Origin of the sequence: Burkholderia sp. SIMBA_062 (genome assembly GCF_046534765.1) — a bacterium.
GTDB classification, from domain to species: Bacteria; Pseudomonadota; Gammaproteobacteria; order Burkholderiales; family Burkholderiaceae; genus Burkholderia; species Burkholderia ambifaria.
The window spans coordinates 24852-40720 of sequence record NZ_JAWRYD010000018.1 but is presented as its reverse complement, the minus strand read 5'-3'; the positions used below and the strand labels follow the sequence as shown (position 1 = coordinate 40720).

Annotated in this window: 14 protein-coding genes; 1 reads left to right on the top strand and 13 read right to left on the bottom strand. The window is 59.3% G+C overall.

The features are described from left to right. Nucleotide 1: 1 nt before the first annotated feature. The 10 genes from SB786_RS20520 to SB786_RS20475 all read right to left on the bottom strand — a co-directional run bounded on the left by SB786_RS20520 (nt 2) and on the right by SB786_RS20475 (nt 11224). The gene (locus SB786_RS20520) at nt 2-2236 is read right to left on the bottom strand and encodes a polysaccharide biosynthesis tyrosine autokinase (RefSeq protein ID WP_410729065.1); all 2235 of its coding nucleotides are present in this window, start codon (nt 2234-2236) and stop codon (nt 2-4) included. An 80-nt stretch (nt 2237-2316) separates the two neighbouring features. Next, nucleotides 2317-2799: a low molecular weight protein-tyrosine-phosphatase gene (locus tag SB786_RS20515; protein WP_410729064.1), complete on the bottom strand. Its 483-nt coding sequence runs from the start codon at nt 2797-2799 to the stop codon at nt 2317-2319. 135 nt (nt 2800-2934) lie between these two features. Beyond that, nucleotides 2935-3906, bottom strand: coding sequence for a GDP-L-fucose synthase family protein (locus SB786_RS20510; protein ID WP_410729063.1), 972 nt, complete (start codon nt 3904-3906; stop codon nt 2935-2937). 5 nt (nt 3907-3911) lie between these two features. After that, nucleotides 3912-5030 (bottom strand): GDP-mannose 4,6-dehydratase, encoded by a 1119-nt coding sequence (gmd, locus tag SB786_RS20505; RefSeq protein WP_410729062.1) that lies wholly within the window; start codon nt 5028-5030, stop codon nt 3912-3914. 120 nt (nt 5031-5150) lie between these two features. Beyond that, nucleotides 5151-6320, bottom strand: a complete 1170-nt coding sequence (locus SB786_RS20500) for a polysaccharide biosynthesis/export family protein (RefSeq protein ID WP_410729159.1) — start codon at nt 6318-6320, stop codon at nt 5151-5153. 111 nt (nt 6321-6431) lie between these two features. Further along, nucleotides 6432-7811, bottom strand: a complete 1380-nt coding sequence (locus SB786_RS20495) for an undecaprenyl-phosphate glucose phosphotransferase (RefSeq protein ID WP_410729061.1) — start codon at nt 7809-7811, stop codon at nt 6432-6434. Between the two features lie 45 nt (nt 7812-7856). Next, nucleotides 7857-9374: a mannose-1-phosphate guanylyltransferase/mannose-6-phosphate isomerase gene (locus SB786_RS20490; protein ID WP_410729060.1), complete on the bottom strand. Its 1518-nt coding sequence runs from the start codon at nt 9372-9374 to the stop codon at nt 7857-7859. A gap of 90 nt (nt 9375-9464) precedes the next feature. Continuing rightward, nucleotides 9465-10430 (bottom strand): GlxA family transcriptional regulator, encoded by a 966-nt coding sequence (locus tag SB786_RS20485; protein WP_410729059.1) that lies wholly within the window; start codon nt 10428-10430, stop codon nt 9465-9467. Between the two features lie 182 nt (nt 10431-10612). After that, complete coding sequence (locus tag SB786_RS20480; protein ID WP_410729058.1) at nt 10613-10795, bottom strand: hypothetical protein; 183 nt, start codon at nt 10793-10795, stop codon at nt 10613-10615. A 171-nt stretch (nt 10796-10966) separates the two neighbouring features. Then, complete coding sequence (locus SB786_RS20475) at nt 10967-11224, bottom strand: hypothetical protein (protein ID WP_410729057.1); 258 nt, start codon at nt 11222-11224, stop codon at nt 10967-10969. Nucleotides 11225-12042: 818 nt separating this feature from the next. On the opposite strand from SB786_RS20475, the gene SB786_RS20470 reads away from it, so the two are divergent. Then, the gene (locus SB786_RS20470) at nt 12043-12504 is read left to right on the top strand and encodes a GDP-mannose mannosyl hydrolase (protein ID WP_410729056.1); all 462 of its coding nucleotides are present in this window, start codon (nt 12043-12045) and stop codon (nt 12502-12504) included. 70 nt (nt 12505-12574) lie between these two features. On the opposite strand, the gene SB786_RS20465 is transcribed toward SB786_RS20470, so the two are convergent. The 3 genes from SB786_RS20465 to SB786_RS20455 all read right to left on the bottom strand — a co-directional run bounded on the left by SB786_RS20465 (nt 12575) and on the right by SB786_RS20455 (nt 15869). Continuing rightward, the gene (locus SB786_RS20465; protein ID WP_410729055.1) at nt 12575-13585 is read right to left on the bottom strand and encodes a GlxA family transcriptional regulator; all 1011 of its coding nucleotides are present in this window, start codon (nt 13583-13585) and stop codon (nt 12575-12577) included. 1586 nt (nt 13586-15171) lie between these two features. Then, a complete protein-coding gene (locus SB786_RS20460; protein WP_410729054.1) occupies nt 15172-15486 on the bottom strand; it encodes a high-potential iron-sulfur protein in 315 nt (104 codons plus the stop codon). Between the two features lie 41 nt (nt 15487-15527). Beyond that, nucleotides 15528-15869 (bottom strand): cytochrome C oxidase subunit IV family protein, encoded by a 342-nt coding sequence (locus SB786_RS20455; RefSeq protein WP_006756511.1) that lies wholly within the window; start codon nt 15867-15869, stop codon nt 15528-15530.

The window sequence follows — 15869 nt, the reverse complement described above, 5'->3', positions numbered from 1 at the left end:
GTCATTGCCGCGGTGCGTATTCGTACTGGTACGCATACTTGTATTTCCCGTATGCGTAGCCTCCGGTGTTCAGTGGCAGATCGTTGAAGATCACGCCTTTCAACGTCCCGCCTCCCTGGCGCAGCTGCTTGATCGCCATTTCCACTTCTCGAGGCGGGTTCGCGCCGAAGCGCAACACCAGCAACGTCACACCTGCATAGCGCCCGACGATGGCGGGATCCGTGACGGCCAGCACCGGCGGGGTATCGATAATCACGTTGTCGTATCGAGACGCCAGCTGATTCAACACCTTGTCGAAGTTTGGATGCAGCAGCAGTTCGGCCGCGTTCGGCGGCAATTCGCCGGTCGGCATGAAGTCAAGCCCGTTGACGAGCGTGTCGCGCTGAATGAATTCACCGGCATCGCCGCCTGATCTGATCAACTCCGTCAATCCGCGCCCGCGCACCGCGCCAACGTAGCGGTGCAGATAACCGCGACGGAGATCGCCGTCGATCAGCAGGACTTTCTTTCCTGTACTCGCCATCAGCGCGGCAAGGTTGATGGCGATGAACGATTTGCCGACGCCCGGCGCGGGACCGGTTAGCATAACGATATTGTTTCTGGCGTCGAATTGCGCGAACTGCAGCGCGGTGCGCAAACTACGGATGGCCTCGACAGCAAGGTCGTTCGGTGCAGCCTTGGCCAGCAACGGCGTATCGCTTCCACCCGACCGCTCGATTCGCCCGAACGTCGATTGTTGATCGCTATGCGGAATCGTCGCATAGACGGGAAGCCCGAACTTGTCTTCGACTTCCGCCGGATCCTCGATGCCGCTACGCAGCGCCTTGAACGCAAAGGCGGTGACCAGCCCGACGAATACACCCAGCGTCGTCGCAACCAGGATGATCAGGCCGGGACGCGGCCATACCGGCACCGTGATGAGCTCGGCGCCGTCGAGCAAACGGACGTTCCCGGTCTTCCCCGCCTTCAGTACGCGCAACTGCTCGACATTGTTGAGCAGGGTCGTATAGATTTCCTGAGCGACCATTGCGTCCCGCGCGAGGCCAACGGCATCCTGCTCATTTGCCGGAATCGCCTTCAATCGCTGATTGAAGCCGGCGATCTGCGCGTTGACGGTATCGAGCTGCCGGTTGACGGCGTCGACGTTCGGATGCTGCGGCGTGAAGCGCTGAAGCAGCTGATCGCGTTGCAGCACGAGCTGGCTTTTCTGAACCTCCGCCTGCACGATCTGATTCAGCAAGGTCTGCGCCTCGACGGGCAGATCGACGATGGTATTTTTCGTCCGGTAGTTGTTGTACTTCGTTTCCGCCTTCGTCAGGTTGTCTTTCAGCCCTGGCAACTGACGGTCCAGGAACCGAATCATGTTGTCGGCCTCCGCCGATTTCCTGTCGACGTTCTGCTTGACATACAGTCGAGCGATCTCGTTCAGCACCGCCTGGGTCTTGTGCGGGTCATCGCTGCGCCAAACCGTACTGATGATGCCGGAATCCTTCCCTTGCTCCGAGATGTTGAGTGACTTCTGAAGCCGGTTGATGACATCGAGACGCTTCGAATGAACCAACTGAAATCGCGTCCCCGGCCGGCCGACCAAACGGTCGACGGTCACCACGACTACACCGCCCCGAACCGACGCATGGCATTCCTTGCCGACGTCGCAATTGTCGATCACCGCTTCGTCGTCGGGCGAACGGAGACTATATTTGCCGTTCGGCAGTACGGTCAGCGTCCAGATACCGCCGTTATACTGCGACGGCACTTCCATCTTCGTGACTTCGATCGCCTCTGTACCCCACGCGAAGGACGGCAGGTTCAGGCGCGGCGATCCATCGACGGGCACCGGCACGCGCGACGCGAGGAAACGGCCGAACAGCGGGAAATAGGTTGGCTTCGCGTCGATATCCAGGTGCACTGCATCCACGGTAGGACCGAGAATCATCCGCGACCTCAGGATCTCGATCTCGGTCGTGGCGGCCGTCTTCAGTTCGAACATGCTCGCCAGATCGCCGAGGGCGGATCCGATCGAATTGCCGTTCTCTTCGACCTGAACCAGGATGTTCGACTCGTAGGTAGGCTTCGTGATCAACGCGTACACGGCGCCCAGCAACGCTGCACCGAGCGCGAACGCGAGAATTACGTTCCTATATTCCAGCAGTGCAGCCAAGTGCTCCCCGAGACTCGTGCTTTCGTCGGGGGAGGAACTGCGTTGCCTGGACAGGAATTCATCTGCTTCTTGCATGTGCGTGGTTCAAATAGGTGAGTTGCTGAAACTTGTCCGAATCGGGGCCTTTCAATCCGTTCAACGGTCTGCCGGTGTTTCTAGTCGAGCATGCGCGTCTGCAGTGCATCCGGTTCCGTGATGCGCGTGCAGGTAGCCGCGATCCTCTCCGACCACTCGCTCACGCCTTTTTCGATCGCATCGAGTGCGATCGAGAACGCCTCCCGACCGCGCCTGAACGGGTCGTGGATATCGGTATCCCCGAATTCACCCAGGCGAAACACGCGCCCTCTCGACAGCGGATTCAATCTTTCGACATGACGTTTCTGCTCCATGTCCATCACGAGTACCAGATCGGCGTGCATGCAATGCGAGCGTAGCAATTGCCTTGCACGGTGACCTTCGATGTCGAATCCTCTCGCCCGCATCAGTTCTCTGGCGACCGGGTCCGCCTGCTCCCCTACCAGCGCACCCACTCCCGCGGATTGCACGATGCAACCCGGGAGCTCGCTTGCCAGCATGGCCTCTGCCATCGGACTGCGACATATGTTTCCAATACAGACAACCAAAATGGACCGAATCATCGAATTTTCCCGGTATCGTCCCGCGCAACGCCGGACGCCCACGGCCGACGCGTCACCTCTATCGAAACGCCCCGCCGCAGCCGGAGTCGCTGATTTCACGCGTAGCATTCGCCATCCCGGCCCGCAGGCCACGCTCTACAACGTCGCAGATTCGGCGTATCTCGCCCGATAATCCGCATACGCGACCGATAGCCCCTCTTCAAGGGCGGTCGTTGCGCATATCCCGAGCGAATGCAACTGCCCAACATCGAGCAGTTTCCTCGGCGTGCCATCCGGCTTCGACGTGTCGAAGACGATCTCGCCGTCGAATCCCACGACCTTTGCGATGGTCCGTGCGAGTTCGGCGATCGACAGGTCCACGCCGGTGCCTACGTTGATATGCGCCGCCGGTGGACGCCTGTTCCGCCTCCACTGGTCTGCCGGGACCTGCATGATGGCCACCGCGGCAGCCGCGAGATCGTCCACGTAGAGCAACTCACGCATCGGTTTCCCGCTTCCCCAAACCGTAACCGATGCGCAGCCGCCCATCTTGGCTTCATGCATCCTGCGGATGAGCGCTGGCACGACATGACTGTTTTCCGAGTGATAGTTATCACCAGGACCGTACAGGTTGGTCGGCATGACGCTGCGAAAATCGGTGCCGTACTGCCGGTTGTAGCTCTCGCACATCTTCAACCCAGCTATCTTGGCAATCGCGTAGGGTTCATTTGTCGGCTCGAGATGTCCGGAAAGCAGAGCATGTTCCACGATCGGCTGCTCGGAGAATTTCGGATATATGCATGACGAGCCGAAGAACATGAGCCTGTCGACGGCTGCGCGATACGCATGGTGAATGACGTTCGCTTCAATCATGAGATTGTCGTAGATGAAATCGGCCGGATACACCGAATTGGCGTGGATTCCGCCGACCTTGGCTGCCGCCAGATATACGTGGTCGATCGCCTCGCGCTGGAAGAAGGATTCGACCGCATCGCCGTCGGTGAGATCGAGTTCCGCTCGCGTGCGAGTGATGACCGTGCAGGATTTCATCGCCGACAGCCGGCGTACGATCGCACGTCCGACCATCCCATTGTGGCCGGCGACAAATACTTTGATGTGTTCGCCCATTTTTCTTACTCGTTGTATGCAAATGCCGTGAAACCGGCCAGTTTTATCAATGCGTCGCGCTTTGCCGCCTGGTAGTCGGCACGGACCATTTCCCTGACAAGGTCTTCGAACGAAATTTTTGGCGTCCAACCGAGTTTTTCTCGCGCGTTCGTTGCGTCGCCGAGCAATGTTTCGACTTCCGTCGGACGGAAGTAGCGCGGATCGACACGCACGATCACGTCGCCCGGATTGAGCTTGATCTCGGCATTCGAGATCGCTTCCACGACCGCGAGTTCGTCGACACCCGATCCTTCGAAGCGAAGAACGATTCCCAATTCGAGCGCCGCGCATTCGACGAACTTCCGAACACTGTGCTGAATACCAGTCGCAATGACGAAGTCTTCCGCTTGTTCCTGCTGGAGCATCAGCCATTGCATCTCGACGTAGTCGCGCGCATGCCCCCAGTCGCGCAGGGCGGAAAGATTGCCGAGATACAGGCAATCCTGCAGGCCCACCGCGATTCGCGACAGTGCCCGCGTAATCTTCCTCGTCACGAAGGTTTCACCGCGAACCGGGGATTCGTGATTGAAAAGAATGCCGTTGCATGCATAGATGCCATACGCTTCCCGATAGTTGACGGTGATCCAGTACGCGTAAAGCTTGGCAACGGCGTACGGGCTGCGTGGATAGAACGGTGTCGTCTCCCGCTGCGGAATCTCCTGAACGAGCCCGTAAAGCTCCGATGTCGAAGCCTGATAAAAGCGGGTCTTTTCCTCGAGGGAAAGGATGCGAATCGCCTCGAGCACGCGCAGCGCTCCGATACCGTCCGCGTTCGCCGTATATTCGGGTTCCTCGAACGACACCGCGACGTGGCTTTGTGCGGCGAGGTTATAGATTTCGTCGGGCTGCACGCGCTGGACGATGCGCGCGATACTCGTTGAATCCGTCAGATCGCCGTGATGCAGCACGAATCGACGATCCGATACATGCGGATCCTGGTAAAGATGGTCGATACGATCGGTATTGAACAGCGACGCGCGGCGTTTGATACCGTGCACCTCGTAACCCTTCTCCAGCAGAAGCTCCGCCAGATACGATCCGTCTTGTCCCGTCACACCGGTGATTAGCGCAATCTTGCGTGTCATGTCTTCCCTCCACATCAATTATTCGCCGCCGGGGGCTTGCGAAAGCCCTGCTGAATTTCAAAACCGCTCTCTCGATGAGATTCCGCGAACGCCTGTGGCATCCGTTCAGCTCCGTGTCGATTACTTCGTCAGCACCCCAGCCGTCAATCCAGCGTTCACCGCCGGTAACAGCAAACTGAGCACCCGGCTCAGGCGAACCAGACCGTTGCCATCTACATAGACGACGTCATTCGGCTGAAGCTGAAACTGATTGGCCAGCACCATCGCAACAGGCGAACGCGCGTCGAGATGAAAAACATGCGGCTCGGCATTCAACGCCCCACGAATCACATACATTTGCGCGGCGTCAGCCGTACTGACATTGATGCTTCCCGCCTGCGAAATCGCGTCGCTGAGCGAAAGGGACCCGTCCCGCATCGGCAGGGCGGTCATTGGCTTGTTGACTTCGCCCATCACGTACACGCCGTTCTGATCGCGCGGCAGCACGCGCAGCAGATCGCCATTACTCAGCACGATTTGCGCCGGGTTCTCCCCGCGGGCGAGCATTGCCGTAAGGTTTATCGGATAGGATTTCACGCCGCGGACGAGCACCATTCGGCTCTGGTCGGCCGTAGCACTGAAGCCGCCGGCGCGCGTAACGGCTTCGTACAACGTCATCGGGACATCGTTGACGGGAACCGCCCCAGGCGTGTGCACTTCGCCATCCACGTAGATCTGCTTCGACCGGAACGAGGCCACTCGTACGGTTACCTGAGGATTGCGAAACACGCTCGAAAGCGCGACCGTCAGCTTCTTCTGGACTTCATTGGGTTGAAGGGAGGCGACGTGCACTTTTCCGACATACGGAAACTGAAGGTCACCGTTCTGATCCACCAGGTGACCCGGTGCGGGATCGAATGGCCGCGAGTTCGGTGTGGAGATCTGAGGCCCTTGAGATTCGACCAATTCCGGGTGATCCCACACAGTGATTTGCAAGACATCACCCGGACCGATGACGTACGGCGCAGGCTTCGAAAAAAGTGCGGCATATTCCGGTGTACCCGCCACCTGACGCTGCGCTCCGGTCCGTCTGATCAAATCGACCGTGATTTCGGTGATGGGTACGTCCGCCCGCGCGGCCGGATGCTGATTGTCGGCCACGCTGACGGGAATCGACGCAGGCGCCTGCATGCGCATTCCGGGTGCGAAGGTGCAAGCCGACAGCGCTGCGCATGATGCGACCAGTAGCGTCACCGGCATGCGGGCAGTCGGATACCGGTACCGCTCACGCTCACTGCATGCCAGCGTCATCATCAAAGCAATTTCCGCAAGTTTCATCCGTTTGCCCTGGACGCACGTCGTTGAGCAACGCGCGTTGAAAATTTCGAAACCATCTGGACGTGCGAACTCCGCGATATCAGCTCAATAAGCATTGGAATTCACCAACCCCTTCGCCACCGTCGCCAGCACGATTCGCATATCCAGCGCAAACGACCAGTTCCGCAGGTAATAGAGGTCGTACTCGACGCGCTTCTGCATCTTCTCGAGCCGATCGGTTTCCCCGCGATACCCGTTCACCTGGGCCCATCCGGTAATCCCGGGCTTGATCCGATAACGATGGATGTATCCATCGACGACTTTCTGATAAAGCCGATCGTGCTCGATCGCATGCGGCCGCGGCCCGACCACCGACATCTCGCCGCGCAGCACGTTAAGGAACTGCGGCAGCTCGTCGAGACTGGTCCGCCTGAGAAAACGTCCGACCCGTGTGATGCGCGAGTCGCTCTTCGTCGCCTGCGTGATCACGCCTGCCTGTTCGGCGTGCACGCGCATCGTGCGGAACTTGAGGATCTGGAATTTGCGCCCGTCGGCACCCTTGCGGTATTGCTTGAAGAACACCGGCCCACGCGACGACAACTTCACCGCGACGGCAATCGCCACCATCAGCGGCAACAGCGCGATCAGCGCGACTGCCGCGAACAGGCGGTCGAACACTTCCTTCTGCCACATCGCATGGCGCGGCATAGGAGACGCCACGAGATTGATCGCCGGCGCGCCGATGAGGTCGATCAACGCGCCGTCGAACAGCGCGACGCTGCGCACATCAGGAATAAAGCGGATATTCACGAGATCGTCGCCGAACGCATTGACGAACCGCAGAACGGTCGCTTCCTCCGACAAAGGCAGCGCAAGCCAGATTTCCCGGACACCGCTCTCACGGACAAACTGCGCGAATTCATCGAGCTCCGTGAATACGGGCACGCGATGCGAAGCACTTGCGGTGATCGGGCGCAGGTCGAATACGGCCGCCGGGCGAAATCCGCTGGCCGGCGACTCCTCGATGTTTCGAACCACCTGCTGGCAATGCTGCGCGTGCCCTACCACCGCAACACTGCGCAGGTTGATGCCTGCATACCGGACACTGCGCAGAAAGAGATGCGTGCCGATTCGCGATGCGATCAGCGCACCGCCCGTCATCGCGGTCCAGTACACGAACCACAGCCTGGAAATCACGTCCGAGCGATGAAGCGAGAACATCAACACGATGCCGCACGCCTGAACGACGAGCCACGCGAGCGAAATCCTCCCGCTCAGCCTCAACATCGACCGGCCACGCCACGATTCGTACACGCCGAACACCGGAAACAACACCAGCGTGAACGCAATCGCGAATGTGACGAGTGCGCTGTCGACGTGCCCTACTGAAACCGCCTGGTATCGAAATTGCGACGCAAACAGCGAGCCGGCGACGATCAATGCGATATCCACGAGTCGAGCCATCATTCCTTGTAGACCGAACATTTCAATCTCCCGTCTGACGCCAGCGATCACAAACGATCCGGAACATCACGCTCGCCCGTACGTATCGTCGAATCGCACGATGTCGTCCTCGCCGAGATACGATCCCGACTGCACTTCGATGAGCTCGAGCGGCAACTTGCCCGGGTTCTCGAGCCGATGCGTCACGCCAAGCGGAATGAATGTGGACTCGTTTTCGCCGAGCATGAATTGCTCGTCGCCACGCGTGACGAGCGCGGTCCCGCTCACGACGATCCAGTGCTCGGCGCGGTGGTGGTGCAACTGGAGCGACAATCGCCCGCCCGGATGCACGACGATTCGCTTGACCTGGAATCGCGCCCCGTGATCGATCGAGTCGTAATAGCCCCACGGGCGTCGCACCTTGCGGTGCGCGTCGGCTTCCGGCGCCTGCTGTGCGCGGATCCGGCTCACCAGGCCCTTCACGTCCTGCACGCGCGAGCGGTCGGCCACGAGCACCGCGTCCGCGGTCTCGACGACGATGGCATTGGTCATGCCCACGCATGCGACGAGTCGCCCTTCCGAATGCACGAAGCTCGACGTCGCACCTTCGAACACGACCTTGCCGCGCCCGACGTTGCCGTCCGCATCCTTGTCGAGCGCTTCCCAGACCGCATCCCACGAGCCAAGATCGGACCAGCCCGCATCGAGCGGCACGACCACGCCGTCCGCCGAAATCGCCTCGGACGCAAGACGTTCCATCACCGCGTAATCGATCGAATCCGACGGCGACTGACGAAAGGCATCGTCATTCGGCCGGAAGAACGGACCATCGTGGGTACCTTGCACGTGTGCCGTCATGCAGGCTGCGTGCATGTCAGGCTGAAGCGCGCGCAACGTGTCGAGCCAAACGCTCGCACGCACGACGAAAATGCCGCTGTTCCACCAGTACGAACCCGCGTCGACGTACTGTGCGGCGAGTTCGGCGGCCGGTTTCTCGACGAATCGCTCGATCCGATGGGCGCCCGCGCCGAGCGCTTCGCCGATCTTGATGTAACCGAAACCCGAATCGGGCCGAGTCGGCGGCACGCCAAGCGTCGCGATCGCGCCGCGCCGCGCATGGTCCACCGCCAGTTCGATCGCGCGATGAAACGCAGCCCTATCGGCAATAGCGTGATCGGCCGGCATTGCAACGACGATCGCGTCTTGCCCGTCCGCACAGGCAGCGGCGGCCGCAAGGGTCAGCGCAGGCGCCGTATCGCGCCGGGTCGGCTCGACGATGATGCGGGCATCGAGTCCGCTGGCCCGCAGCTGCTCGGCTGTAACGAATCGATGCTCTTCGCCGCAAACGACGATGGGCGCCGATACGTCGCCTTCCCCGATCGAAAAACCCACCATGCGCTGGACCGTTGCCTGGAGCAAGGAGTCCACGCCCAATACGCCGATCAGCTGCTTCGGATACTGCTCGCGCGACATGGGCCACAAGCGCGACCCCGATCCGCCTGCGAGAACAACCGGCGCCACGCGGACCTTCACGTCAGCCGCGCTTTCACGATCCGATCCGATCTGTCCTGTTTCGCTTCGTGCTATATCGATTGACGTCGACATGTTCTGCACTCCTATTCTCTCAGGCAATGAATTCGATCTGAAAAACCGCAAAAAGCACTGCGTCTTTCTCGAGGCCGATCCAGCTTTTTTCTACAACTCCGGCTCTGTCTCGCTCGAACGTGCGCGGGATCGGTATTCCGACGGCGTCACATCCAGGTGCCGCCGGAAAATCTTGGCCAGGCGATCACCATTCCCCCACCCGCATCGCCGTGCGATCGTGCCGATCGGCAAATCGGTTTCCGTCAATAGCTGCACCGTGCGCTCCAGGCGAACCTGCAGCAGGAATTCCGACGGCGTCATTCCGATTTCCTGCTTGAAATGACGCAGGAAATTCCGTTCACTCATGGCAGCAACACGCACTGCATCGCTGACGGATATGGCTCGTTCACTGTTCTTTCGCAACCAAGCCTGCGCCGCTCGGACCCGGTCAGCGGGTACGCCATTTCGCGCATCGCCATCCTGTTCGGCCGGAGCGAGCGCGTCATTCATCGCGAGCCGCGCTGCGATCCCGCGCACTGCATCGCCGCCCAGGTCGCGCTCGACGAGCGCCAGTGCTGCTCTCGCCGGCTCGTAGCCATCGCGCATCACGTCCACCACATCGGCCGCGTGCAAACCCGTTCGCGCGGCATCGATCAATATCCTGCCTTCGCCGATCGATTCGACCATGCCCGTCTTCGGCAGTACGATCCGCAACCAGTCAATCATTCGGGCGTCGCGCGCGGCGCGCCGCGCACCTTCTCCGCCCGCAACGAACAACGCGTCGAACGCATTCGCCGATCCCATATCGCATGCAGATGTCCGCACGCTGATGGCCGACGACCAGACGATGTTTCCGCCTTTCGACGAATAGAACCGAATGTCATACAGCGGACGCCCGTTTGCTCGCGGCGAATAGATTTCGTTTGCTACTTCGAATACCTCAAACACCGCGCCAGCTGCAAACAAAGAGAATCCATCGAAAATGACAACGCCGATATTTCGATTCCTGCGTAACCGCTTCTCTCCAACATCCGCTGCCGCCCCATCACTCGAATGATCGACAACCATGTGCGTCATAGCGTGCTCTCGGGCATTCAGTACAATCAACTTTTGCCGGTCTTTGATCGATGTTTTTTCTCCGTTGCAACGCATCATACCGAGGGCGTCGAGTGGCGTTTAAACGCTGGCCGAATCGAACAAACAGTCGTCGGATTAGTCTGCGGGATTTCCCTGATCGGCCAAATCCTGGCGGTTTCCGACTAGCTCGCCGCAACGAAATTAAGGATGACGATGGAGGAGCGGCAGCGATCGCGCTGCAGGCGGGTGATATGCGACGGAGACGACAGAACGACCGCGGCGACACCGCATGCACCACTGGTCGCCGCCCGTCCGGCAACATGGCGGCACAATGCGATCAGCGTCGATGCGACGTATTCGGCCACGAGCCTCGTGCGAAGCCGACTAGCCTGGATCCGCCATTCCGATATCCGGCGAAACATGCTGATGCGGCGATGCAGCGGCCGGTTGCCCTCGTTTCTGGCGTGTCGCGCAAGGCCCGGCTATCCGTCCGGCACTTGCATCGAGCCCGGGCATGGATCTGTGAATGCGATCGTCTACGACATCACCGCGCTCGCAATGAGCGACGCAATGCCTGCGGGAAGCGCAAACATCACGGAAAGCACCATTCTCTTCAGGATTCGCGCTCGCGCCACCTCACGCGAGCCACGAGCTCGACGCGACTGAAATTCGAGCAACAGTAGCCCCTGACCATGTCGTGCGCCGGCCCAAAGACCCGACGCGGCGCTGAAGACGAGGTAGAAGAGGATCCACACGAAGCAGATCCTCGAGAAGATCAGAAGAACGACGTTCATATGGGCCATGCTCCAGTGTCGGCAATGGTCTCGCGCATCAAACCACGCTCGGTACTATCCCCCTAGCGTACATTGCAATGCAGCATGTCCGACATGACAATTGTTCCGACGATTCCGCCAATCGGTTAACACATGCTTTCGACCGGTAATGCGCGTCGCCGCGCGCGTCACGGAAGCGACGTGCGCGGCGATACCGGGGCGGTTTCAGATTGTTCTCAGGCGATGATGCGAGACGCGCGGTCGATCCACCGCACTCGGCATGGCTTCCCGAGCGGTGAACGTTCGTCCCGCGAGACTGTTCGCACTACTTCACTACTCGCGATTCGGGACGACACGTCTCGTCTTGTGGTTCCAGGATGCGAGCGACGGCGACTACAATCACAGCGCGTTTAGCTCGACCCGTAATGAATAAAAAGGCCTGCGCGCCATACGGCGCGCAGGAAAAATTCCGAGGAGAGTTCCGGGGTGAACGCGCCTCCTCGAAAGGCCAGACCAAAGACTAACGTCGAATCGGCTGTCTCGAAACGAAATGGCGGACCCGACCACGATCATGGCCGAATGAAAATGTATCGATGCGCGCGCATGCGCTTCTCGACAGGCATTGCGCCGTCGCGCCCGAGTCGCTCGACGCGATTGGCGGATTGCTTCGATATTTTGGCCGACGAGCGCAATCTCGGCCGGCCATGATGAGATGCATGCAGACGGACATCCGCCGCTCGAGCATCGGCATAGCCGGCACGTCATTCCGGTAATCGAGTTGCATTCGAGTGGAGAACGATGTGCGTGCACTTCGACGGATTTCCTGGAGCCGATCAGCCATGCTTCCGCTGGACACTTTCTTGCGCGTCGTCGACGCAACCCCGCTCGTTGCGATCGACCTGATCATCTCGAATGGCGATGGCGCCTACCTGCTCGGTCACCGCGTCAATCGTCCCGCGCAGGGTTTCTGGTTCGTGCCGGGTGGCCGGATCCGAAAGAACGAACGTCTCGATGACGCGTTTAATCGTATCGCGCAAGACGAACTCGGATGCGGCGGGCTGGAACGGGGCGATGCCGAACTTATCGGCATCTATGAACACCTCTACGAAGACAACTTCGGCGGCAAGCCAGGCATCTCGACGCATTATGTCGTGATGGGATACAGGCTCCGCGGCAAGTTCGACCTTATGTCGCTGCCGAATGCCCAGCACACGGCATACCGGTGGGCGACCGCCGGCGAGATCATCGCCGACCAAACGATTCATCCGAATACCCGTACCTACTTCGACGCATTTGCCTGAAATCGAACCTGCGCCGGGGCCCCGCACACGAATCGGCGATCCAACGCCGGTCGTCATGGCGGCGAATATTTCATCGAGACGACGTACCGTTCCGCCACGCCGAACCGTCCGCCGACGCGAACATGCCGTCGCGAGCGGCCGCGCGATACTCCGTCGGCGACATCGAAAGATGCTGGCGGAAGAGCTTGGCCAGCCGGTCCCCGCTGCCGAGGCCGACGCGCCGTGCGACCTTGTCGGCGGGCAAATCCGTCTCGACCAGCATGGAACACGCCTTTTCGAGGCGTACCCGCAGCACGAACTCGGTTGGCGTAACGCCAATTTCGTTCTTGAAGCGCCGCAGGAAATTCCGCTCGCTCATCGCAGCTGCCTGAGCTGCATTTGCGATCGAGATGCGATTCGCGCTATGGCTCCTCAGTTGATGAGCGGCCTCGCGAATCAATTCGCTGGCTCGGGCTTCCTGCACTCCAAACAGGACGCTCGCAAATTTTCTGTTCGCCCCGGGCATCATGCATGCGACGATCTCCTGCGCGATTTCGTGGCCCGCGTCGCGCACGACAATCGACAACGCGGCGGAGAACATGCCTTCGTCGTCATCGCCGGACGGCGCCGAATCACCCGTACCGCAGGCGGCCAGCGTCGCTTGCATAGCGTGCGGCACGACTTCCGGACTTTTCTGGTTCAGGCGAATCCCGGTCAGCATTTCGGCACCACCGCTATCGCCCTTCACCACGCGAGCGCGCTGATGGGCATGCTGCAACCAGCCGATAAACCGATCGTCGAGACCGCTCGCCCGACCCTGTCCACCGAGCACGAACATTGCTTGCACATTGCTCGCATCCAGCGGTCGAGGCGTTTCCGTCCAGATCTGCACACCCGACGACGAACGAACAGCGCCACCATGAATGGAATAGAGCCGCAATTCGTAACGATCGGCAAACGTCGCGTCGATACGTTCGAGCTGATTTGCGAGTTCGAATACCGCGGCCAGACGGCCCATTCGCATAATTGAAAACCCGTCGAGCAACAGGATGATTACGCTGTCCCGTCGATGACCGATGCTTCTTCCCCGATCACCGCTCACTCTCGACCCCGTTGTGGTTACATTCGGCACTGTTAGCATCATCTCGGCCCTTAACAATTTTTTGCATTTTCTGCAGCGCATCATATGCGGCTAAATCGACGGCCGTTCCGTCAGTGTCCGATCTCGCCTCATTGTTGACGGAATCAGTCAAGAAGGCGATGTGACACCAATTATTTGTTCATAATCAGGAAAATGGTGTGCGCGGGAAGTGCAACGCCCCTCTCATTTGACCTGGATCATTGACGTAATATTTTTGTAATGTAAGCCGCAATACCGTGTCAGAACACACGTGCGCGTCCAATTCATCATAAAAACGATTTCATTGAAATCCGGCGCGGAGCGCTCGTGGCTGAGGAGTCCGACAACCGGAGCAACACGAACAGTGTGGGAAACGCAGTCTGCGCCATGGAATCCTGCTTGCTAACAGAGCCACATAAGAGCGCGATATAAATCATTGCTGAAATATCACAGTTTCAACATTTGAGATCATCGTTTCGGTTTTCATGTGCACGATTCAAGATAACGTATTCGCCGGGATATCACTTTTTATCAGATCAACATGTGCCGGCGTTGAGCGCTGTAATGAACTGTAATATCGAACACGACGTGCCGTGTCGCATCACGCGCCACCCGTCGCCAAAACGCTCCGTTTTGACCTATGCGGACAGGCCACGAGGCGAACGTGGTATAGACAACTTCTTCAATCGTACGAAGCGCACTACGAGCTGAAACGGGGCCTCTGCCGCTGCAAGATACCTGCGCAACACACGTGTTCGCTGACGGGCCGCACGCGCGTATCGGGCTGCCGATGACGAGCGTCACGGTGCCAAAACAGGTGATATCGCAGGTCCGACGGCACGAACTTCAGATGTCGGCGTGTGGAAGACAGAATCGTTTGCAGCGGATGAGAACGAAACGACTCATCCGGCAAAACCTGCCCTGACGTCGCCGGCCAATTCAATAAGCAATACAAACTAGGAAGGAACTCTGTCACACACATTCGCATTGATGGCTGATGCATGGTTGTGCTCATCCCGAACGACTGCGCTCCAGGAGTTGAATGTGTGGTAGCACGACGTCGACCACGACGCCCCCTTTCGAATTTCCGACCAGTTGTTGCTTCGTTTTAGACACCCACATCCAATAAATTTTCGGGAATAACATGCAGCTTTAAACTGCACAACTTTCCGGATGACATCGATCGTAGGGGGCGGCCACCAATCAGGTCAGCACTCCATGTTTGATCGATTTGGAATACTAGAATTCCACGGCGAAGTCGAGATGCAAATTGATTGCATTGCCCTCGCAGACGAGACCCAGCGGTGCATCGCACCGTTGCTGACTCGCCAATTCTATCTCTTCGAAACATGCTGAAACGCGGCCATCACGGTTTTTAGAGGCACTGTTCGCCTTGAATTTCACATGGCAACTATCTCGACGCAATTCGCTTTCGTTGATTTAGGCATCGGCAGCGCTGCTCGTCGGGATCGACGCGAGCGAAATACCTGTCGCCTTGCTGGTTCAGCAGCTTGTCGAGCACGGCGATGGCGGCTGACGTGAGCGCGGCCGTCACGCCGCCCTGCTCGCTACGCCTTTTTCGCATAGGCGCTGCACCAGCCTTTTGCATTGACCTGCTTGCCGCCGAAAATGGCGCACGGCGCCATCGCGGCACCGGCCTTGCCCTGATAGAACTGGCAGTTCGAACACGTCTCGCCCGGTTGAAATTTCGGGAACTTCGTACGGTCGACCCGGCTCGCGTCCGTCTTGTAGCCGAGGGCCTGCGCGTTTGCATCGGACTCCTGCACGGCAACGGCCTCCGCCGCCGCCCCGCGACGGCCGACGGCCAGCGCGGAAGCCAGCACGGTGGTGGCTGTAATGAAACGTCGGCGTGAAAATTTCATGAGCGTCTCCCTTCAGGTTTGCGTGAACGGATGCCGTGGGATCAGTGAAAGAAGAGTGCCCGCATGCCGAACGTGTGATGCGCTTCGGCGGCCATCAGCACCATGAGCACCAGCAGGCACAGCGGCGGCACCAGGATCGCGTACACCAGCGCCAGCCGTTCCCACATCATGTGCATGAAGATCGACACGATCAGCCCGGCCTTGGCGATCATCAGCACGACGATCAGCACCCAGCGCAGCACGCCCTGCACGTGGAAGTAGTCCACCAGGTACGACAACGTGCTCAGAACGAACAGCAGGCCCCAGATTTTCAGGTAGACGCCGATCGGATGCTGCTGGCCGTGCGCGGCGTCGGGTCGATCGGCGGAGTCGGTGTGGTCCAT

Bases quoted from the DNA above. Each gene is read 5' to 3' on its own strand.
- SB786_RS20520 (WP_410729065.1), bottom strand. From the start codon at position 2,236: ATGCAAGAAGCAGATGAATTCCTGTCCAGGCAACGCAGTTCCTCCCCC.
- gmd (WP_410729062.1), bottom strand. From the start codon at position 5,030: ATGACACGCAAGATTGCGCTAATCACCGGTGTGACGGGACAAGACGGA.
- SB786_RS20475 (WP_410729057.1), bottom strand. From the start codon at position 11,224: ATGAACGTCGTTCTTCTGATCTTCTCGAGGATCTGCTTCGTGTGGATC.
- SB786_RS20485 (WP_410729059.1), bottom strand. From the start codon at position 10,430: ATGACGCACATGGTTGTCGATCATTCGAGTGATGGGGCGGCAGCGGAT.
- SB786_RS20510 (WP_410729063.1), bottom strand. From the start codon at position 3,906: ATGGGCGAACACATCAAAGTATTTGTCGCCGGCCACAATGGGATGGTC.
- SB786_RS20470 (WP_410729056.1), top strand. From the start codon at position 12,043: ATGCTTCCGCTGGACACTTTCTTGCGCGTCGTCGACGCAACCCCGCTC.
- SB786_RS20515 (WP_410729064.1), bottom strand. From the start codon at position 2,799: ATGATTCGGTCCATTTTGGTTGTCTGTATTGGAAACATATGTCGCAGT.
- SB786_RS20495 (WP_410729061.1), bottom strand. From the start codon at position 7,811: ATGTTCGGTCTACAAGGAATGATGGCTCGACTCGTGGATATCGCATTG.
- SB786_RS20455 (WP_006756511.1), bottom strand. From the start codon at position 15,869: ATGGACCACACCGACTCCGCCGATCGACCCGACGCCGCGCACGGCCAG.
- SB786_RS20500 (WP_410729159.1), bottom strand. From the start codon at position 6,320: ATGACGCTGGCATGCAGTGAGCGTGAGCGGTACCGGTATCCGACTGCC.
- SB786_RS20490 (WP_410729060.1), bottom strand. From the start codon at position 9,374: ATGTCGACGTCAATCGATATAGCACGAAGCGAAACAGGACAGATCGGA.
- SB786_RS20460 (WP_410729054.1), bottom strand. From the start codon at position 15,486: ATGAAATTTTCACGCCGACGTTTCATTACAGCCACCACCGTGCTGGCT.